Source organism: Erwinia sorbitola (assembly GCF_009738185.1).
Taxonomy (GTDB): domain Bacteria; phylum Pseudomonadota; class Gammaproteobacteria; order Enterobacterales; family Enterobacteriaceae; genus Erwinia; species Erwinia sorbitola.
This window is the reverse complement of sequence record NZ_CP046509.1, coordinates 4511617-4530154: the sequence shown is the minus strand read 5'-3', so window position 1 is coordinate 4530154 and position 18538 is coordinate 4511617. Positions and strand designations below refer to the sequence as shown.

Here is an 18538-nt window from a genome sequence, read left to right as displayed (position 1 = left end):
TTAATGGAACAGTGAAGCGTATCTGAAGACATTTATAGATCAGCTGGCAGGTAATATCCTCTTTTTTGTCCACAGCCCACTCCCTGGAGAAAAAAATGAGCCAGAAAATAGCACTGATTACCGGCGGCAGCCGCGGTTTAGGCCAGAATGCAGCCCTGAAACTCGCCGCGAAGGGTATTGATGTGATTTTGACGTATCGTAGCCAGCAGCAGGAAGCGGAGGACGTAGTTGCCCGCATTCAGGCGCTGGGTGCCCGTGCGGTGGCTCTTCCACTGGATGTCGCGGAGAGTCACAGCTTCAGCGCTTTTGCCGCCAAAGTTGTTCGCCAGCTGAAAACCGTTTGGCAGCGTGAAACCTTTGACTATTTATTAAACAATGCAGGAACAGGTCTGTATGTGCCATTTACTGATACCACGGAAGCGCAGTTTGACCAGCTGGTGAACGTTCATTTTAAGGGGCCATTTTTCCTGACCCAGACCCTGCTGCCATTTATGGCTGACGGTGGGCGTATCCTCAATGTCTCCAGCGGCCTCGCCCGTTTCAGCATGCCGGGTTCCAGTGCGTATGCAGCGGTGAAAGGAGCGATGGAAGTGCTGACGCGCTATCAGGCCAAAGAGCTGGGTGCCCGTGGTATTGCGGTTAATATCCTGGCCCCGGGGGCTATTGAGACTGATTTCGGCGGCGGGCGAGTGCGTGATGATGCGGCAATGAATGCCTTTGTGGCGTCACAGACCGCCCTGGGGCGCGTCGGGCTGCCGGATGATATCGGTCATGCGGTTGCGGCACTGTTTAGCGAGGAGTGCCGCTGGGTGAACGGCCAGCGTATTGAAGCGTCAGGCGGGATGTTCCTGTAATGCAGGTATGGGCGACCCGCTGACAGGTCGCCTTTTTTCATTTTACAGACGAATTTTACCGTCGATGACGGTGACGGTCTGGCCGCCGATCCAGATACCATCGGCTGCATAGCGCACGCTGAGGCGGCCGGCACGTTTGAGGGCGGTTCCCTGGCGCACACGATAATCCAGCTCCACGCCACGTGCCTGGAAGTAACGTGCCAGACAGGCGTTGGCGCTGCCGGTAACGGGATCTTCCGCCAGCGCCCCTTGCTCAATCAGCAGGCCACGCACTTCATATTGCTCATCTGCACCAGCCAGCGGCCCAAAGGGTGCCACGCCATCAACCCGGGCTTTCTGCACCAGGCGGGCAAACTCTACTGCATTTGGCTTAAGTGCCAGCACGGCATCAGCCGAGGTCATCGGCACCAGCAGCCAGCGAATACCCATATCGGCAATCATGACCGGGAGCTGCTCTTCCAGCTGGTTGCTGTTCAGCGCATTACTAATCGGCGCGTCGTTAAATGGAGTAAGAATCGCTTCGGGGGCAGCAAAAGCCAGCGCACCATCTTCACTGATCTTTACCCGTACCAGACCCAACCCGCACTCCTGAATAATCTGGCCGGATTGTTTCAGGACGATACCCGACTCCAGCAGCGCATGCGCGGTACCGAGCGTAGGATGGCCTGCAAACGGGAACTCCGTATCCGGGGTGAAAATACGCACCCGATAGTCGGCAGCCGGGTCGGTGGGCGGAAGAACAAAGGTTGTTTCCGACAGGTTAGTCCAGCGGGCGATCGACTGCATCTGCTCATCGCTAAGGCCGCTGGCATCCATAATCACCGCGAGTGGATTACCGTTGTACGGCGTGGAAGTAAAGACATCGACCTGTTTAAAAGCGCGTAATTGCGTCATAGCTCTTCCTGTCAGTGAGAAGGTTCCATGGGCTGACGACCTGAATGGCGGTTGTCAGTACCGACTATTATGGGTATTAATAAACCACAGTGGTTAAAAAAAGTGATGATTTTATGCTGAAAATACTCGGACGTGCTTCATCCATCAATGTCAGAAAGGTGCTGTGGCTGTGCGATGAACTGAATATTGCCTTTCACCGCGAGGAGTGGGGCGATGGCTTTAAGTCGCCGCAGGAGGCTGAATTTAAGGCGATGAATCCTAATGCGCTGATCCCGGTGATTCAGGACGGTGATTTTATCTTGTGGGAGTCCAACACCATTATTCGTTATCTGGCGAACGCCTACGGCGGCGAAGCCCTGTACCCGGTTGAGGCGAAGGCGCGTGCGCGGGTCGATCAGTGGATTGACTGGCAGGCCACCGAATTGAACACCTCCTGGCGTTATGCATTTATGTCGCTGGTGCGCCACTCTCCGGCACATCAGGATCCGCGCCTGCTGGCCGCCGCGTCAAAAGGCTGGGCCTATACCATGGGGATTTTAAACCAGCAGCTGGAGCGCACCGGGGCTTATGTGGCCGGGAACTCTTTCTCTCTGGCGGATATTCCGATTGGTCTGTCCGTTAACCGCTGGTATGAAACGCCGCTGGAGCATGTGGAGCTGCCTGCGGTACGCGCCTATTATGAACGTCTGACGGCGCGTAAAGGCTATGCCAACTGGGGGCGTAACGGTACCCCTTAAACGCTGTGCGGGCTGGCTTTGTCAGGCAGCCCCTCTTCAGATACCTGCTGCAATCCCGCTCATTTCACAAGCCACTTCTCCGGTGCGTTTCAGCGCCCAGGTATAGCGTTCATCAAACGGATAACAGCATGAGAGGCGCAGCGCGTTGTTACAGCGATCGGATAGCGTATAAAGCGCTCCCGGTGTCAGGCAGATCTTCTCCTGCAACAGGCGATGAAACAGCTCGACGCTGTCGACATTACCCGGCAACTCTACCCAGAATACAAAGCCGCCGCTGGGGCGGGTGGCGCGTGTCCCCTGAGGGAAATGGCGGGCAATAATGCCGCGCGCCTCTTCCAGCTGTGCCGCGTAACGGCGGCGCAGCGTACGCAGATGATGATCGTAGCCGCCCGATTCGAGAAAATGCCCCAGAGCTTCTGACAACAGGCGTGACTCGGCCAGCGAGGAGACCGCCTTCAGGCGCGCCAGCTGCTGGCTGAAACGCCCGGCGGCTATCCAGCCAAGATGGAAATCAGGGGCGACGGTTTTGGTAAAGCTGGTGCAGTACATCACCCAGCCGTCCTCGTCAAAGGCCTTCACTGCCGGGCTTAACGGCCAGCAAAATTGCAGCTCTGTGTACAGGCCATCTTCCAGCAGCGGTACCTGATGGTGATTTACCAGCCGCGCCAGCCGCTTTTTACCCTCCAGCGTCATGCTGCTTCCCAGCGGGTTCTGCGCATTCGGCATGGCAATCAGCGCCTGGATGCGTTTCTCCTGTAACAGCAGCTCCAGAGCATCCAGCGACAGCCCGTATTGCGGATCCGTCGGTATCTCAACGACTTTCAGGCCGAGGCTGGCCAGCAGCGGGAACAGATAAAAATAGGTCGGTGTCTCTACCCCCACGCAGTCTCCCGGTCGGGTAACCGCACGCAGGCCGAGTTGCAACGCTTCCATACAGCCATGTGTCAGGGTGACATCTTCGGCGCTCAGGGTAATTCCCAGCTCTCTGGAGCGGCGGGCAATTTCACGCCGCAGGCGCAGGCTGCCCGGTGGCAGCGCATAACGGCCAATCAGCTCAGGCTCGCGCCGCAGCAGCGAGGCAATAATGCGGCCGATCTTCGCCGTCGGGAAAAAATCACCACTCTGCGGGCACGCCAGCGAAATATTGGTGTACTCGCTATGGTTCTGTGCGGCGAATACCGTATCAATAAGATCAAGTTTTTCACTGCTCGGGGAGCGAACGCTGGTGCGTGAAAAAGCCTGACGGGTCAGTGAGGGAAGAGTATCCCGCACGTAATAGCCCGACTGCGGGCGGGCTTCAATCAGTCCGCGATCTTCCAGGATGCGATAGGCGGTGAGCACGGTGTTTACGCTGACCTGATGGTTGCTGGCACAGCGACGAATAGCAGGCAGGCGACAGCCGGGCATATAGGTACCCTGATGGATCGCCTCAGCCAGAGTTTCGGCCAGCTGATGGTATAGCGTTATCGGCATTTCAGCGATGGACACAATGCTCTCCTCAGTATATGGGTACAGTGGTTTATTTTGTGCTTTTGTACCCATAACAATACATAGTTTCTGCATCTGTTACCATTGTCGGCGGCTGATTACACTGAGAATCACCTTTGAAATGCAGGACAGAAATCATGCTTGATCCCTCTTTTATCAGCTATGTCACCGTTATGTCGATCACCCCTGGCCCGAATAATCTGATGCTGGCGACTTCAGGCGTGAACTTCGGTTTACGCCGCACCTTGCCAATGGTCAGCGGCGTAATGATTGGCTGCGGATTACAGACTGCACTGGCAGGGGCGATGCTTGAGGTGCTGCTGCAATGGATGGGAGCGATGCGTCTGCCGCTGACGCTGTCAGGCTGCACCTATCTTTTATGGCTGTCGTGGAAGATCTTCCGCTCTGGTGCGCCGGAAATGCGGGAGAAGGCGCGACCAATGACCTTTATAGGCGGTGTGCTGTTCCAGGCAGTGAACCCCAAAGCGTGGCTGATGGCGATTAACGTGGCGCTGATGTACACGGTGAACAGCACTATTCTCACGGTAATGCTGGGCTTTATGGCGCTGAATCTGCCGTGCATTCTTATCTGGGCGATGATGGGCGACAGGCTGGGGAAACATTTGCAGGTGGCGTGGAAGCTACAGCTGTTTAACAGTCTGATGGCGCTGTCACTGCTGGCCACAACGATGTGGATGCTGGTGGAGGCAGTTAATCTGTAGTCATTGCAGAGAGAGGCGGGTCAGGCATGCCTGACCCCTAAAGCTAATTGCAAAAGCTTACAGGGCGGCGACACGCCTGGCCCCGGCATCGGCAAAAACCGTAAAACTCTGTAGAGGCGTGGCATGCCGCGCCCGTTACATCTTATTTGCCGATCACAGAGTCCACCGTCACAACGGGTTCGTCGTTGGCGGCCGGATTCATTGGCGCGTAATCCAGTTGCAGAATGCGGCTGGTTTCTGCCAGCTCGCGCTCTGTAGCGGCTACGTTACCGTTCAGGCGCTGACCGTAGAATGGAATAATCGCCTTCAGCTTGCTCTGCCAGTCGGCTGACACCATCTGCTCTTTGAACACTTTGCTCATCAGCTCCAGCATAATCGGTGCAGCGGTAGACGCTCCAGGTGAGGCGCCGAGCAGGGCCGAAATCGTCCCGTCCTGCGAGGTCACAACTTCGGTACCCAGTTTCAGCACGCCGCCTTTTTCAGCATCTTTTTGAATAATCTGCACACGCTGGCCAGCTTTCACCCGGCGCCAGTCGGCTTTTTGCGCTTCCGGGAAGTATTCGCGTACGGCGTTGATGCGGTCATCTTCGTTCAGCATCACCTGACCTACCAGATACTTCACCAGGTCAAAGTTGTCGAGGCCAACGCGAACCATCGGCATCAGGTTCGATGGGGTAATGGAGCCGAACATATCCCACAACGAGCCCTGTTTCAGGAACTTGGTGGAGAAAGTGGCGAACGGCCCAAACAGCAGTACCTGCTTGCCGTCCAGCGTACGGGAATCCAGATGCGGAACCGACATCGGCGGCGCACCAACCGAGGCCTTGCCATACACCTTAGAGTGATGACGCTGCACTATTTCCGGGTTGTCGGTTACGAGGAATTCGCCGCCGACCGGGAAGCCGGCATAGTTTTTTGCTTCCGGAATACCGGACTCCTGCAACAGCGTCAGCGCAGCACCACCGGCACCAATAAACACGTATTTCGCCCTGATCACTGTTTTCTCATCGTGGTTTTTCAGGTCGGATACGGTGATGCTCCAGCTGCCATCGTCGTTGCGTTTAATCGCGCGTACTTCATGGCTGGTCTGGCGTTCAAAGTTTTTGCTTTTTTGCAGAGATGCCACCAGCTGGCGCGTGATTTCACCGAAGTTCACATCGGTTCCGGTGGGAATACGCGTCGCGGCAACTTTCTGCGTGCGGTCACGCCCTTCCATTACCAGCGGCACCCACTCTTTGATTTGCGATGGATCTTCAGAGTACTCCATGCCGCGGAACAGGGTGCTCTGCTGCAAGGCGGTGAATCTTTTCTTCAGGAATGAGACGTTTTCTTCGCCCCAGACGAAGCTCATATGTGAGACGCTGGTGACAAAGCTGCGCGGATCGTGCAGAACATTACGCTGCACCTGATGCGCCCAGAAGCGACGGGAGATCTGGAAGGCTTCGTTAATCGCCACCGCTTTTTTAATATCGACAGAACCGTCCGCGTTCTCCGGGGTATAGTTCAGCTCCATCAGGGCTGAATGGCCGGTACCGGCGTTATTCCAGCCGTTTGAGCTCTCCTCGGCCACACCATCCAGACGCTCTACCATGCCGATGCGCCATTCCGGCTCCAGCTCTTGCAGGTAGGTACCGAGTGTTGCGCTCATCACGCCACCCCCGATCAGTAATACATCGACGTGCTTCTCTACTGCCAGTTTGCGCATGAGACGACATCTCCGTGTTGAAGGAAATCAACATGTTAACAAGAGAAGCAGCGCCAGGTTTTTGAGAGTAGGTCTGACTGCTTCGCCCTTTCTGGATTGCTGACAGCGGTAAACTACACCAACTTAATGTGCTTAATCGCTGTTCAGAAGCATTTGAAATATATCATTGTTACGGGCTAATTAAAAAAGTGTTTAAAGATTAAAAATGAGAATGATAGGGATTAAAAAATAAGTAACATTTATACGGGCCGTTGAAAGGCCCGCTGTCTGGGAAGGGATCCCGCAACATGATCAGGGGTAACTATCTGAGCAGGCAGGAATTAACGGCGGGGTGCACTGGCGGGCAACTTACGCAGTCCGATCGCCAGACGGTTGTAGGCATTCATTAAACCAATAGCGATCGTGAGGTCGGTTATCTCTTTGTCACTAAATTCCGCTTGCACCTGAGCAAAAACCTCGTCCGGGGCGTGGGTCTGTGAAATCAGCGTCAGCGACTCAGCCCAGGCAAGCGCCGCCTGCTCACGGGAGGAGAACCAGCCGCCCGCTTCGCGCCATACTTTCGTCAGCACAATTTTGTCCCATGGCAGCCCGGATTTATTTAAGGCTTTGGTATGCATATCAATGCAGTATGCACAGCCGTTAATCTCAGAGATCCGCAGAAAAGCTAATTCAGTAATATCGTGAGGCAGGCCGCTCTGGGCCACATAGCCTGAAACAGCCGCCAGCGCTTTCATGCCTGCCGGTGCACTGGTGTAGAAGTCGATACGTTCGCTCATTGCCTTGTCCTTTCATCAGGGGTAGGGTGCTATTTTCTTCCGTTTAATGGGTTGTCGAAAGTGCCAGGAACTGACAAAAATAGTGGCCCATCCGTTCCCGGTATTTTACTGCGGCGCGAAGCCGGTCTGTCGCTGAGTGAACAGATTCGCGAGGGGATAACACAGGCAATTGACGAAGGGCGTCTGAAGCCCGGATCTCGTGTGCCTTCCTGCCGCGATCTGGCTGCACAGCTCGGCGTAGCCCGCGGTACGGTGCGCGCAGCTTATGACATGCTGGTTGATAGTCAGCGGCTGGTGGCGAAAGGAGCGGCGGGAACCTGGGTTACTGATATCCAGCGGCCGCCGGGGGAAAGCCGTCAGCAAGACAGGGTGATTGCTCCACTGGCGGCGATTATCCACGCTTTTGACAGCCCGCCCCTGACCTTCCAGATGGGCGTTCCCGCCAATGATGCTTTTCCGGCCAAAGTCTGGTCGCGCATTCTGACACGCCACGCCCGCGAAATGGTCAGTAAGCCGACCGGCTATTCCGATCCGCGCGGCAGCCTGGCGCTGCGTCAACAGCTGGTGAGCTATCTGTCGATGGCTCGCGGCATACGTTGCCAGGCTTCCCAGGTGATGATTACCAACGGTTATGCCGGTGCGCTCGGGCTGATCTGCCTTGCGCTGGGCTTACGCGGCAAGGCGATATGGACAGAAGATCCTGGTTATCTGCTGGCGCGTAAAGCGCTGACCCTTGCGGGCGTGGAGACCATTCCCGTGGCAGTAGATGAGCAGGGCCTGTGCGTGGAGGAGGGTATCCGGCAGGCACCCGATGCCGCTGCGGTACTGGTGACCCCAGGCCAGCAGGCACCGCTGGGTATGACGCTGTCGCTGGAGCGGCGCGCTGCTCTGCTGGCCTGGGCGCGGCGTCATGGAAGCTGGATTATTGAAGATGATTACCTCGGTGAATTGCAGCTTGAGGGGAGGGCTGCCCCGGCGCTGGCGGCGCTGGATGACGGATGCGTACTGCATATCGGTACTTTCAGTAAAACCCTCAGCCCGTCACTGCGTCTGGGCTATCTGGTTGTTCCGGCCCATCAGGCGGCACATTTTGGCGAGGCGGCGGCGCTGCTGGCTCCGGCCTCATCTTTTGTTTTGCATAACGCGGTGGCTGAATTTCTGCTTGAAGGTCACTTTATGCGTCATTTACGACGTATGAAGCGGTTATACAACGAGCGACTGATAGCGCTGCTGGCGGCGCTGCAACCCTTGTTTCCGCAGGCATCACGTGCGGCGCTGGCGGTGATTATCGCCCTGCCTGAGGGGTGCCAGGATACGCGTATCGCCCATGAGGCGCTGGCATATGGAATGGCTCCAACTCCGCTATCAGTGTGGTATCAGGATCAAGGTCGTCGTGGGCTGGTGCTGAGTGTGACTACTCTGCCAAAGGAAGGATTTACCGGGAGTGCGCTGCGGTTAAAAGCGCTGATCGAGCAGTTTGGTTAACTCCTGCCCCGGGAGGGGCAGGAAGGCATCATCAGGCTTTTTTCGCTGCGGCCGCAGCTTTAACGATCACGGCGAAAGCATCTGCTTTCAGTGATGCGCCGCCCACGAGGGCACCGTCGATATCTGGCTGGGCAAACAGCTCTGCCGCATTTTTATCATTTACAGAACCGCCGTACTGGATGATGACCTGAGCGGCAACGGTGGCATCTTTCTTCGCGATATGGTCACGAATAAATTTATGAACTGCCTGAGCCTGAGCTGGGGTAGCCGATTTGCCGGTACCGATAGCCCATACAGGTTCATAAGCCACTACTACGCCGTTGAACGCTTCAGCGCCCTGGGTGTTCAGAACTGCGTCGATCTGACGTGCGCAAACTTCTTCGGTTTTACCCGCTTCGTTTTCCGCTTCAGTTTCACCGATGCACAGCACCGGGATCAGGCCTGCTGCTTTCAGCACGGCGAATTTCTTCGCGATCAGCTCATCGCTCTCAGCGTGGTAAGTACGACGCTCAGAGTGACCAATGATAATGTACTGCGCGCCAATGTCTTTCAGCATGTCGGCAGAGACTTCACCAGTGAAAGCGCCAGACAGGTTAACGTCGACGTTCTGCGCACCCAGTGCGATATGGCTACCGGAAATGGCATGCTTCGCCTGATCCAGATACATCACAGGCGGGGCAATCGCCACACCACAACCATCAACACCGCTCAACTCGGTACGCAGACCGGCGATCAGCTCGTTGACCATGTGTTTGTTGCCGTTCAGTTTCCAGTTACCCATAACTAATGGATGTCGCATTGTATCCTCCACGCTTAGAGAGTATTAAAGCTGCCAGCAGGCAGCATTGTCTGCCAGACAGTATAGAGATCAAATATCGTAAAGGCTTTGCTTTTCGTCATCCTTTCCACAGGGTGGCTTAAGGCGTGCTTAACGCCAGCTTCAAGGGTTCCACGGCAAAAGTTAGTCCTTTATCGCCGTTATCGGCCACGATATAACGCAGCGCGCCTTCAGTCTGCTGGTAAAAACGGGAACCCTTACCTTTTGTCATCAGCGCTTCCACACGTTTCATGCTCTGTTCTTTACTGAGCATAGGTTCGAAGTAGTGAACCAGCGCTGCCATATACGCCAGTGCTTTATCGCGCGAGGCCTTCTGTTCCGGCCCGGGAATAGGCAACCAGGTAATCTGCAACGTTTTGATTTTCCCGGTTCCCTGCTCCAGCGCAGTGGATGAATAAAGATTTTCGTTGATCTTGCTGGCAGCACGCGTCAGATTGCTTTTATCGTCACGATTGTCAATGGCGCGATATTCACTCAACGGTAACGCTGGGTTGGCAGCATTATACTTTTCGCGAAACTGGCCGATAGTCATATCAAAGGTAGGGGAGCCGGCCAGCAGATAGGGTGCGGTAGGCAGATGCTCCGTTCTGTCTTGCGGATCCGGATCGGCATGTGCCACCGCGATCATCATTGCGGATAGCAGTGCAAACCCTGCCCAAATCGCGTTCTTCATTTCATCGGCCCTAACCAGTAAACTCAGCCCAAGATTAAAACGGACAATGACCGGCAAAGTCAAAGGGCACCCGGACTCTGAGATAAAAATAATGACGTTACAGCAATGGTGTTTCTCTTTTCGTGGCCGTCTGGGACGACGCGACTTCTGGATCTGGCAGGCCGTCTGGCTGCTGATGCTGGTGTTGCTGTTTACACTGGCGGGCAATAATTTACTCGATACCCAGACCGCTGCATTCTGCGTGGTAGCCCTGATGTGGCCCTCCAGCGCTGTGCTGGTGAAAAGGCTGCATGACCGTAACAAAGGCGGCCAGTGGGCGCTGCTGTTTATTTTGGCCTGGATGCTGATGGCGGGGCACTGGTCAATGCTACCGGGCGACGCTCAGTGGGTGGTGGGGCGCTTTATTCCCACGCTGATTATGGTTGGCATGCTGGTTGAACTGGGTGGTTTTGCGGGCACGCCTGGGGATAACCGGTTTGGCAAAGCGACGCAGGCCGTGATATTTCTGCGTCGCCGTACACCTGATTACCAGTAGTGTTCGCTGGTCATATGTCCCGGTTTACGTTTGAGATGCTTACGCATGCCGCGGGTATCTTTCAGTAATTGCTGAGTATCACGCACCATCTGCGGGTTGCCGCACAGCATCACGTGGCTGCGTTCGGCATCGATAGTCAGCCCCGTGGCAGCTTCCAGTTGACCATTCTCAATCAGCGCCGGGATTCTGCCGGTGAGTGAACCCGGGCTCTCTTCACGGCTGACCACGGTCTGAATCTGTAGCTTGCCGCTGTAACGCTGCTGTAGCTCCTGCATCAGTGGCAGATAACTCAAATCCTGCACATAGCGCGCGGCATGCACCAGCACAATATTTTTGAAACGATCCAGCCCTTTTCCTTCCTGCAAAATCGACAGATACGGGCCGATGGCGGTGCCGGTGGCCAGCATCCACAGCGTTTCGCACTCCGGGATCTCATCCAGAATAAAGAAGCCCTGAGCATCCTGAGTAATCATTACCTCGTCGCCTGGTTTAAGCGCATGCAGCCGCGGGCTGAGTTTGCCCTCTGGCACGGTAACCAGATAGAACTCCAGATTCTCATTACTCGGCGCGTTGACAAAAGAGTAGGCTCTTACCACTCGTTCACCGTCAATTTCCAGCGCCAGTTTGGCATATTGCCCGGCAGCAAACGGGGCGATGGGGGCTGTCACCGTCAGGCTGAACAGGCTGTCGGTCCAGTCGGTGACATGTTTAACGCGGGCATTGACCCATACGGCCATAAAAATTCCTCCATTCGCTTACGTCATCATTAGCGTTTCTGCGGCTATCTTCGCCAGCTATTGTGCTCTTTTCCAGCTGCCGGCCCTGGTGAAAGCTCATATCGACAAACTATGAGCACTATTTAAACGTAGCGTAAAAAATGTTTTACAGGTGCGCCTGAATTTACTGACAGTGATGACAGTGTTATTTGCCCCTGCCCCCTCGCTTTGCCATGTAATCCTGATATTTTCAGCGCCATTATGCCGGTATGACTGGCAGCTCCCCGTCATTGGGCGAATTTTACGCTATTTATACGAGTTATAAGTTGATGAGAAAGATTGAAAACATCCATTTGCTGATTATGTTGATGGCGCTGTTGGCGGTGGGTCAGATGGCGCAAACCATTTATGTTCCGGCGATGTCAGAGATTGCTGACTTCTTCCATGTGCGTGATGGTGCAGTACAGCGGGTGATGGCTGCCTATCTGATGGCCTATGGCGCATCGCAGCTGTTTTATGGCCCGCTGTCCGACAGTATTGGCCGCCGCCCGGTGATCCTGATGGGCATGACGGTGTTTATTGCCGGATCGCTTACCGCATTGCTGGCTGGAAGCCTCAACGGTCTGGTGCTGGGTGCCGCTATTCAGGGGATGGGTACCGGCGTGGCAGGGGTGATGGCGCGTACTATGCCGCGCGATCTCTATGCCGGCGGTGCCCTGCGTCATGCGAACAGCCTGCTGAATATGGGGATCCTGATCAGTCCGCTGATTGCACCCCTGCTGGGTGCCGGGCTGACACATCTGTTTGGCTGGCGCGCCTGTTTCGCCTTTTTACTGGTGCTGTGCCTGGCGGTAACGGCGGCGATACTGCGCTGGCTGCCTGAAACCCGCCCGGCAGGACAGCAGCCGCGTCCGTTGTTTTCTCGCTATCGCCCGCTGCTCGCTGACCATAATTTTGTGCGCTATCTGGTAATCCTTATTGGCGCACTGGCCGGGATTGCGGTATTTGAGGCCAGCTGTGGGGTACTGATGGGCGGTGTGTTGGGAATGAGCAGTCTTGCCGTCAGCGTGCTGTTTATTTTGCCCCTGCCAGCGGCTTTCTTTGGTGCGTGGTTTGCCGGGCGCAGTGAGAAACCTTTTACTACGGTGATGTGGTATGCGGTGAACAGTTGTCTGCTGGCCGGTGTGATGATGTGGATCCCGGGCTGGCTGGACTTTATGAATTTGTGGACGCTGATTATTCCTGCATCGCTGTTCTTTTTTGGTGCCGGAATGCTGTTTCCGCTGGCTACCACGGGGGCGATGGAGCCATGGCCTTATATGGCGGGTACCGCCGGAGCGCTGGTCGGGGGATTACAGAATCTCGGTTCCGGGTTTGTCGCCTGGCTGTCAGCGCTGCTGCCGCAAACCGGGCAGTTCAGCCTCGGAATGCTGATGTTTGCCACCGCGCTGCTTATTCTGCTGTGCTGGCTGCCGCTATCAAAACATCCGCAGGCTCATGCGGTGTAATGCCCATAGTTGTTTATCGCATTGGCACCGGGCGAGGCATGCCTCGCCCCTACAGGGGTGCGTAATACCCACAGTCGTGCATGCCTGACTCTCATTGTCACCGGGTGAGGCGTGCCTCGCCCCTACGGGGGTGCGTAATACCCACAGTCGTGCATGCCTGACTCTTATTGTCACCAGGCGAGGCATGCCTCGCCCCTACGGGGGTGCGTAATACCCACAGTCGTGCATGCCTGACTCTCATTGTCACCGGGCGAGGCGTGCCTCGCCCCTACGGGGGTGCGTAATACCCACAGTCGTGCATGCCTGACTCTCATTGTCACCGGGCGAGGCGTGCCTCGCCCCTACGGGGGTGCGTAATACCCACAGTCGGGCATGCTCGACCCGCATTGTCACCGGGTGAGGCGTGCCTCGCCCCTACGGGGGGCGTAATACCCACAGTCGGGCATGCCTTACTCTCATTGTCACCGGGCGAGGCATGCCTCGCCCCTACGGGGGGCGTAATACCCACAGTCGTGCATGCCTGACTCTCATTGTCACCGGGCGAGGCATGCCTCGCCCCTACGGGGGTGCGTAATACCCACAGTCGTGCATGCCTGACTCTCATTGTCACCGTGCGAGGCATGCCTCGCCCCTACGGGGTGCGTAATACCCACAGTCGGGCATGCCTGACTCTCATTGTCACCGGGCGAGGCGTGCCTCGCCCCTACGGGGGTTCGTAATACCCACAGTCGTGCATGCCTGACTCGCATTGTCACCGGGCGAGGCATGCCTCGCCCCTACGGGGGAGCATAATACCCTCAAGGTTGTGTAGGGGTCGGGCATGCCCGACCCACATTGTCACCGGGCGATCACAAAATATACTGGTGCAGGCTTTCGTCTTTCAGATCGAGATAGTGGATCGATTGAATACGACGAATCGTACGGGACTTGCCGCGAATCAGCAGCGTTTCCGTGGTTGCCATATTGCCCTGACGGGTGATGCCTTTTAGCAGGTCACCGCTGGTGATGCCGGTGGCGGAGAAAATCACATTGTCGTTGCGGGCCATCTGTTCCAGTTTCAGCACCTGGCCTGCGGCAATACCCATCTCAGCGCAGCGTGCCAGCTCCTGCTCGCCCAGCAGGCGATTCTCAGGGGTATCCCCTTTTACGTCATGACGGGCCAGCAGGCGCGCCTGCATATCGCCATCCAGCGCACGGATCACGGCAGCGGACACCACGCCCTCCGGCGCACCGCCGATGCCGTACATCACATCGACTTCGCTGTCTGGCATACAGGTCAAGATTGAGGCGGCCACATCGCCGTCCGGGAAGGTAAAGACACGTACACCGAGCTGTTGCAGGCTGCTGATCACGGCATCATGGCGCGGTTTGGCTAACAGCGTGACGGTCAGGTCGGCTAAGGGTTTATTCAGCGCACGCGCCACGCGTTGCAGGTTCTCCTCCAGCGGCAGGTTGAGGTCGATGGCGCCTTTGGCTCCCGGGCCAACCACCAGCTTCTCCATGTACATATCAGGGGCGTGCAGGAAAGTGCCTTTGTCCCCGACAGCCATCACTGCCAGTGCGTTCGCCTGGCCCAGTGCGGTCATGCGCGTGCCTTCAATAGGATCGACGGCAATATCGACTGCGTCACCGCTGCCGGTACCGACTTTCTCACCGATATAGAGCATCGGTGCCTCATCAATTTCCCCTTCGCCAATCACGATCTGACCGTCGATATCCACCTTGTTAAGCATAATGCGCATAGCGTGCACCGCTGCGCCGTCAGCAGCGTTTTTATCGCCACGCCCCAGCCATTTATAGCCAGCCAGTGCCGCCGCTTCGGTTACGCGGGAAAATTCAATCGCCAGTTCTCGTTTCATGACATGCCTCGGGAAAGTAATGAGGCGGGAAGTTTATCACAGGGAGCGGAGCGGGGAAGGGAGATACCCGTGGTCAGGTGACCACGGGCGGGTGCGATTACTTATCGTCAGCCTCTTCCCATGACTGAGCACGGGCGACAGCTTTCTTCCAGCCTGCGTACAGCACGTTACGCTGGGTGGTTTCGATGCTTGGACGGAATTCACGCTCGATAACGGATTTGGCGCGCACTTCATCCAGATCCTTCCAGAAGCCCACCGCCAGACCAGCCAGATAAGCGGAACCCAGCGCGGTAACTTCACGCACTTCAGGGCGCTCAACGCGAGTGCCGAGAATGTCAGACTGGAACTGCATCAGGAAGTTATTGGCTACGGCACCACCATCCACACGCAGTGATTGCAGGCGGGTGCTGGCGTCGTTCTGCATCGCTTCCAGCACATCGCGGGTCTGATAAGCAATCGACTCCAGAGTTGCACGGATAATGTGGTTAGCATTAGCACCACGGGTCAGCCCGAAGATGGCACCACGCGCATACGGATCCCAGTAAGGCGCGCCCAAACCGGTGAAGGCAGGCACCATATAGACGCCGTTGGTGTCTTTCACTTTGGTGGCGAAATATTCAGAGTCGCTGGCGTCACTGATCAGCTTCATTTCGTCACGCAGCCACTGAATGGACGCGCCACCGATGAATACCGCGCCTTCCAGTGCATAGTTCACTTCGCCGCGCGGGCCGCAGGCAATTGTGGTCAGCAGGCCGTGCGTAGAGGTTACCGCTTCAGTACCGGTATTCATCAGCATAAAGCAGCCGGTACCGTAGGTGTTTTTTGCCATGCCAGGCTGGACGCACAGCTGGCCATACAGCGCTGCCTGCTGGTCACCGGCGATACCGGCGATTGGAATACGCGTTCCGCCTTTACCACCAATGTTGGTCTGGCCATAAACCTCTGAGGAGGATTTCACTTCAGGCAACATTTCACGCGGGATATCGAGGATTTCCAGCATACGCTGATCCCACTCCAGCTTGTGAATGTTGAACATCATGGTACGTGAGGCGTTGGTGTAGTCAGTGATATGAACCCGTCCCTGAGTCATTTTCCACACCAGCCAGGAATCGACGGTACCAAACAGCAGTTCGCCACGGCGTGCACGCTCGCGGGAGCCTTCTACATGGTCAAGGATCCACTTCACTTTGGTGCCGGAGAAGTATGGGTTGATGACCAGGCCAGTGGTATGGCGAATGTACTCTTCCAGGCCCTCTTTTTTCAGCTTCGAGCAGTAGTCAGCGGTACGCGGATCCTGCCAGACGATAGCGTTATAGATCGGCTTGCCGGTCTCTTTATCCCAGACGATGGTGGTTTCACGCTGGTTGGTGATACCAATGGCCGCAATCTCATCAGAGTTTATGTCGGCATGAGCCAGCACTTCGACCAGGGTGGAGCTTTGCGACGCCCAGATATCCATCGGGTCATGCTCAACCCAGCCCGCTTTTGGATAGATTTGCTGGAATTCGCGCTGCGATACCGCAACGATATTGGAGTCATGATCCAGAATAACAGCGCGCGAGCTGGTGGTTCCCTGGTCGAGTGCGACGATATATTTTTTTTCTACGGTCATAATAAATTCCTGATGATGTAAGCAATGAGCAGGATTACGCTTTACGCTGTGCAGCGCGCGGGGCCGATTTTTCCTGTTTCTCCACAACCTTTCCAGGAAGGTTGTTGGCAATCAGGGCGCGGTAGCCAAAGGCACCGAGACTTGCACCGATCAGTGGGCCAAAGATCGGAACAAGGAAGTAAGGGATATCGCGGGCACCGGTGAAGGCAACATTGCCCCAGCCAGCGATCCAGGCGAACAGTTTAGGTCCGAAATCACGCGCCGGGTTCAGGGCAAAGCCTGTCAGTGGTCCCATCGCGGCACCGATAATAGCGATCAGGAAACCAATCAGCAGCGGAGCCATCGGGCCGCGCGGCAGGCCATTACCGTCATCGGTCAGTGCCATAATCAGCGCCATCATAATGGCGGTGATCACCAATTCGACCATGAATGCCTGGCCTACGCCGATATGAGGATTAGGGTAAGTGGAGAAGACGCCTGCAAGGTCGAGGCTTTCAACGCTGCCACGCACCATATGATGTGTCTGTTCATAATCGAGGAACAGGTTGTGATACAGGCCATACACCAGCGCCGCAGAACAGAATGCACCCGCTACCTGTGCGATAGCGTAGGGCACCACTTTGCGACCTTCGAAATTGGCGAACAGCCACAGCGCAACGCTGACGGCCGGGTTCAGGTGAGCACCGGAAATGCCAGCAGTGAGGTACACCGCCATCGCAACGGCCAGGCCCCAGACAATACTGATTTCCCAGAGACCGAAGCTGGCTCCGGCAACTTTCATTGCGGCAACGCAGCCAGCACCGAAAAAGATAATCGTGGCTGTGCCAAGAAACTCGGCGATGCACTGCCCTTTAAGCGTACTAGTAGTCTGACTCATGATGAATTCCTGAAGGCGAGGTTAATAGTTTAGTTCTTAGTTTTGTTTCATCCGTGAATTACCCAAGTCTTATGTAGGGCTGATGTGAATTTATCGTTAACGAGCACAAACGAGAAATAGCGAAATCAAAAACTGTGTTGTTCGTCATAAAAATGAGCGTTTTCGCGTCTTTTTGCCTTCATGAAACCTCCGGGTGCGCGTTTTATCGCAGTGGAAATGCGCAATTATTTAACCGGGGGCTTACATCTTACCGGGGGAAATGTTGCTGAAACCAGGTCTAGACTGAAAATTGTTACAGACTGCGCCCCATGCGGGTTCGCTGCTGGACTTGAGCTGTCGCTCTACTTACAATCGGAACATCGTTGTTATCCGCGGAATGCCGGTTCGTTCCTCACCCCTGCGGCTAGCATCATCAACGCCCTGCGATTAGGAGAGGTTATAGACATGTCATTTGAAGTATTCGAGAAACTGGAAGCGAAAGTGCAGCAGGCGATTGATACCATCACGCTGTTGCAGATGGAAATCGAAGAGCTTAAAGAGCAAAAAGAGAATCTGAGCCAGCAGGTTCAGCAGGCAGCAGGCAGCACTGATGCTCTGGTGCGTGAAAATCAGCAGCTTAAGGAAGAACAGCATGTCTGGCAGGAACGTCTGCGGGCTTTGCTGGGAAAAATGGAAGAGGTGTAATGCTGCACCTGACGTAAAAGCAGGATGCGAGCAGAAAACGGGTGCCCTGGGGCACCCATTTTTTTATGTTCGTAATTATTCGATGTCGAGCGCGTCTTCGGACAGGATCATTCCGGTATTATCAGCGTAAAGGTGATCGCCGGAGAAGAAAGTCACTCCGCCAAAGTTCACCCGAATATCGCTTTCACCGATGCCCTCACCGGCAGCTCCGGCAGGAATAGCGGCGATGGCCTGGATACCAATATCCAGCTCTTCCAGATCGTCGACCTGGCGCACAGAGCCGTAGACCACAATGCCTTCCCACTCGTTTTGCAGAGCCAGTCTTGCCAGTGCAGCATCCACCAGCGCACGGCGTACCGATCCGCCTCCGTCAACCAGCAGAACGCGACCAAGGCCGTTCTCTTCCAGCAAATCATACAGCAAGCCGTTATCTTCGAAACATTTTACCGTGGTGATTTGCCCGCCAAATGAGGTACGCCCACCAAAGTTTGAAAAAAGCGGTTCAACGACATTCACATCTTCGTGGTAGATGTCGCATAGTTCTGACGTATCGTATTTCATAGGGGTTTCATCTG

18 protein-coding genes are annotated in these 18538 nt (G+C 55.7%); 7 read left to right on the top strand and 11 right to left on the bottom strand.

Translation table 11 applies throughout. The annotated features are described in order from the left end of the window. Positions 1-95: 95 nt before the first annotated feature. Positions 96-854 (top strand): SDR family NAD(P)-dependent oxidoreductase, encoded by a 759-nt coding sequence (locus tag GN242_RS20535; RefSeq protein ID WP_156288126.1) that lies wholly within the window; start codon positions 96-98, stop codon positions 852-854. A gap of 42 nt (positions 855-896) precedes the next feature. On the opposite strand, the gene GN242_RS20530 is transcribed toward GN242_RS20535, so the two are convergent. After that, complete coding sequence (locus GN242_RS20530) at positions 897-1748, bottom strand: PhzF family phenazine biosynthesis protein (RefSeq protein WP_156288125.1); 852 nt, start codon at positions 1746-1748, stop codon at positions 897-899. Positions 1749-1861: 113 nt separating this feature from the next. On the opposite strand from GN242_RS20530, the gene GN242_RS20525 reads away from it, so the two are divergent. Further along, positions 1862-2485 (top strand): glutathione S-transferase family protein, encoded by a 624-nt coding sequence (locus GN242_RS20525; RefSeq protein ID WP_154754145.1) that lies wholly within the window; start codon positions 1862-1864, stop codon positions 2483-2485. A gap of 36 nt (positions 2486-2521) precedes the next feature. On the opposite strand, the gene GN242_RS20520 is transcribed toward GN242_RS20525, so the two are convergent. Continuing rightward, the gene (locus tag GN242_RS20520; protein ID WP_156288366.1) at positions 2522-3958 is read right to left on the bottom strand and encodes an aminotransferase-like domain-containing protein; all 1437 of its coding nucleotides are present in this window, start codon (positions 3956-3958) and stop codon (positions 2522-2524) included. Between the two features lie 152 nt (positions 3959-4110). Between GN242_RS20520 and GN242_RS20515 the strand changes: the two genes are divergently transcribed. Continuing rightward, complete coding sequence (locus GN242_RS20515) at positions 4111-4695, top strand: LysE family translocator (RefSeq protein WP_156288124.1); 585 nt, start codon at positions 4111-4113, stop codon at positions 4693-4695. A 142-nt stretch (positions 4696-4837) separates the two neighbouring features. Here GN242_RS20515 and mqo read toward each other — a convergent pair whose 3' ends face one another. Further along, positions 4838-6400 (bottom strand): malate dehydrogenase (quinone), encoded by a 1563-nt coding sequence (gene mqo / locus GN242_RS20510; protein WP_154754147.1) that lies wholly within the window; start codon positions 6398-6400, stop codon positions 4838-4840. A 320-nt stretch (positions 6401-6720) separates the two neighbouring features. Next, complete coding sequence (locus tag GN242_RS20505; RefSeq protein ID WP_154754148.1) at positions 6721-7176, bottom strand: carboxymuconolactone decarboxylase family protein; 456 nt, start codon at positions 7174-7176, stop codon at positions 6721-6723. A 60-nt stretch (positions 7177-7236) separates the two neighbouring features. Between GN242_RS20505 and pdxR the strand changes: the two genes are divergently transcribed. Beyond that, on the top strand, positions 7237-8661 hold the full coding sequence (gene pdxR, locus GN242_RS20500) for a MocR-like pyridoxine biosynthesis transcription factor PdxR (protein WP_156288123.1): 1425 nt from the start codon (positions 7237-7239) through the stop codon (positions 8659-8661). 31 nt (positions 8662-8692) lie between these two features. Here pdxR and tpiA read toward each other — a convergent pair whose 3' ends face one another. Beyond that, positions 8693-9460: a triose-phosphate isomerase gene (gene tpiA / locus GN242_RS20495; RefSeq protein WP_154754150.1), complete on the bottom strand. Its 768-nt coding sequence runs from the start codon at positions 9458-9460 to the stop codon at positions 8693-8695. Positions 9461-9578: 118 nt separating this feature from the next. Further along, the gene (locus GN242_RS20490) at positions 9579-10172 is read right to left on the bottom strand and encodes a YiiQ family protein (RefSeq protein ID WP_154754151.1); all 594 of its coding nucleotides are present in this window, start codon (positions 10170-10172) and stop codon (positions 9579-9581) included. A 91-nt stretch (positions 10173-10263) separates the two neighbouring features. Between GN242_RS20490 and GN242_RS20485 the strand changes: the two genes are divergently transcribed. After that, positions 10264-10707: a DUF805 domain-containing protein gene (locus GN242_RS20485; RefSeq protein WP_156288122.1), complete on the top strand. Its 444-nt coding sequence runs from the start codon at positions 10264-10266 to the stop codon at positions 10705-10707. Here the strand turns inward: GN242_RS20485 and fpr are convergent. Beyond that, on the bottom strand, positions 10698-11444 hold the full coding sequence (fpr, locus tag GN242_RS20480) for a ferredoxin--NADP(+) reductase (protein WP_156288121.1): 747 nt from the start codon (positions 11442-11444) through the stop codon (positions 10698-10700). The two genes, GN242_RS20485 and fpr, sit on opposite strands and share 10 nt — an antisense overlap. A 308-nt stretch (positions 11445-11752) precedes the next feature. Between fpr and emrD the strand changes: the two genes are divergently transcribed. Further along, positions 11753-12931 (top strand): multidrug efflux MFS transporter EmrD, encoded by a 1179-nt coding sequence (emrD, locus tag GN242_RS20475; RefSeq protein WP_154754154.1) that lies wholly within the window; start codon positions 11753-11755, stop codon positions 12929-12931. A gap of 848 nt (positions 12932-13779) precedes the next feature. Here emrD and glpX read toward each other — a convergent pair. From glpX to GN242_RS20460, 3 genes are all read right to left on the bottom strand, one after another. Continuing rightward, positions 13780-14790 (bottom strand): class II fructose-bisphosphatase, encoded by a 1011-nt coding sequence (gene glpX, locus GN242_RS20470; protein ID WP_154754155.1) that lies wholly within the window; start codon positions 14788-14790, stop codon positions 13780-13782. 97 nt (positions 14791-14887) lie between these two features. Further along, positions 14888-16402, bottom strand: a complete 1515-nt coding sequence (glpK, locus tag GN242_RS20465; RefSeq protein WP_154754156.1) for a glycerol kinase GlpK — start codon at positions 16400-16402, stop codon at positions 14888-14890. Positions 16403-16436: 34 nt separating this feature from the next. Next, on the bottom strand, positions 16437-17279 hold the full coding sequence (locus GN242_RS20460) for an MIP/aquaporin family protein (protein WP_154754157.1): 843 nt from the start codon (positions 17277-17279) through the stop codon (positions 16437-16439). Positions 17280-17723: 444 nt separating this feature from the next. Between GN242_RS20460 and zapB the strand changes: the two genes are divergently transcribed. Then, positions 17724-17963, top strand: a complete 240-nt coding sequence (gene zapB, locus GN242_RS20455) for a cell division protein ZapB (protein ID WP_154754158.1) — start codon at positions 17724-17726, stop codon at positions 17961-17963. A 75-nt stretch (positions 17964-18038) separates the two neighbouring features. Here the strand turns inward: zapB and rraA are convergent, their stop codons facing one another. Beyond that, positions 18039-18524 (bottom strand): ribonuclease E activity regulator RraA, encoded by a 486-nt coding sequence (gene rraA, locus GN242_RS20450; protein ID WP_154754159.1) that lies wholly within the window; start codon positions 18522-18524, stop codon positions 18039-18041. Positions 18525-18538: the final 14 nt, after the last annotated feature.

Coding starts and splice junctions, on each gene's coding strand:
- GN242_RS20535 (WP_156288126.1), top strand. CDS start 96: ATGAGCCAGAAAATAGCACTGATTACCGGCGGCAGCCGCGGTTTAGGC.
- GN242_RS20490 (WP_154754151.1), bottom strand. CDS start 10,172: ATGAAGAACGCGATTTGGGCAGGGTTTGCACTGCTATCCGCAATGATG.
- GN242_RS20530 (WP_156288125.1), bottom strand. CDS start 1,748: ATGACGCAATTACGCGCTTTTAAACAGGTCGATGTCTTTACTTCCACG.
- GN242_RS20525 (WP_154754145.1), top strand. CDS start 1,862: ATGCTGAAAATACTCGGACGTGCTTCATCCATCAATGTCAGAAAGGTG.
- GN242_RS20520 (WP_156288366.1), bottom strand. CDS start 3,958: ATGCCGATAACGCTATACCATCAGCTGGCCGAAACTCTGGCTGAGGCG.
- rraA (WP_154754159.1), bottom strand. CDS start 18,524: ATGAAATACGATACGTCAGAACTATGCGACATCTACCACGAAGATGTG.
- GN242_RS20460 (WP_154754157.1), bottom strand. CDS start 17,279: ATGAGTCAGACTACTAGTACGCTTAAAGGGCAGTGCATCGCCGAGTTT.
- fpr (WP_156288121.1), bottom strand. CDS start 11,444: ATGGCCGTATGGGTCAATGCCCGCGTTAAACATGTCACCGACTGGACC.
- GN242_RS20485 (WP_156288122.1), top strand. CDS start 10,264: ATGACGTTACAGCAATGGTGTTTCTCTTTTCGTGGCCGTCTGGGACGA.
- glpX (WP_154754155.1), bottom strand. CDS start 14,790: ATGAAACGAGAACTGGCGATTGAATTTTCCCGCGTAACCGAAGCGGCG.
- zapB (WP_154754158.1), top strand. CDS start 17,724: ATGTCATTTGAAGTATTCGAGAAACTGGAAGCGAAAGTGCAGCAGGCG.
- glpK (WP_154754156.1), bottom strand. CDS start 16,402: ATGACCGTAGAAAAAAAATATATCGTCGCACTCGACCAGGGAACCACC.
- GN242_RS20505 (WP_154754148.1), bottom strand. CDS start 7,176: ATGAGCGAACGTATCGACTTCTACACCAGTGCACCGGCAGGCATGAAA.
- mqo (WP_154754147.1), bottom strand. CDS start 6,400: ATGCGCAAACTGGCAGTAGAGAAGCACGTCGATGTATTACTGATCGGG.
- GN242_RS20515 (WP_156288124.1), top strand. CDS start 4,111: ATGCTTGATCCCTCTTTTATCAGCTATGTCACCGTTATGTCGATCACC.
- emrD (WP_154754154.1), top strand. CDS start 11,753: ATGAGAAAGATTGAAAACATCCATTTGCTGATTATGTTGATGGCGCTG.
- tpiA (WP_154754150.1), bottom strand. CDS start 9,460: ATGCGACATCCATTAGTTATGGGTAACTGGAAACTGAACGGCAACAAA.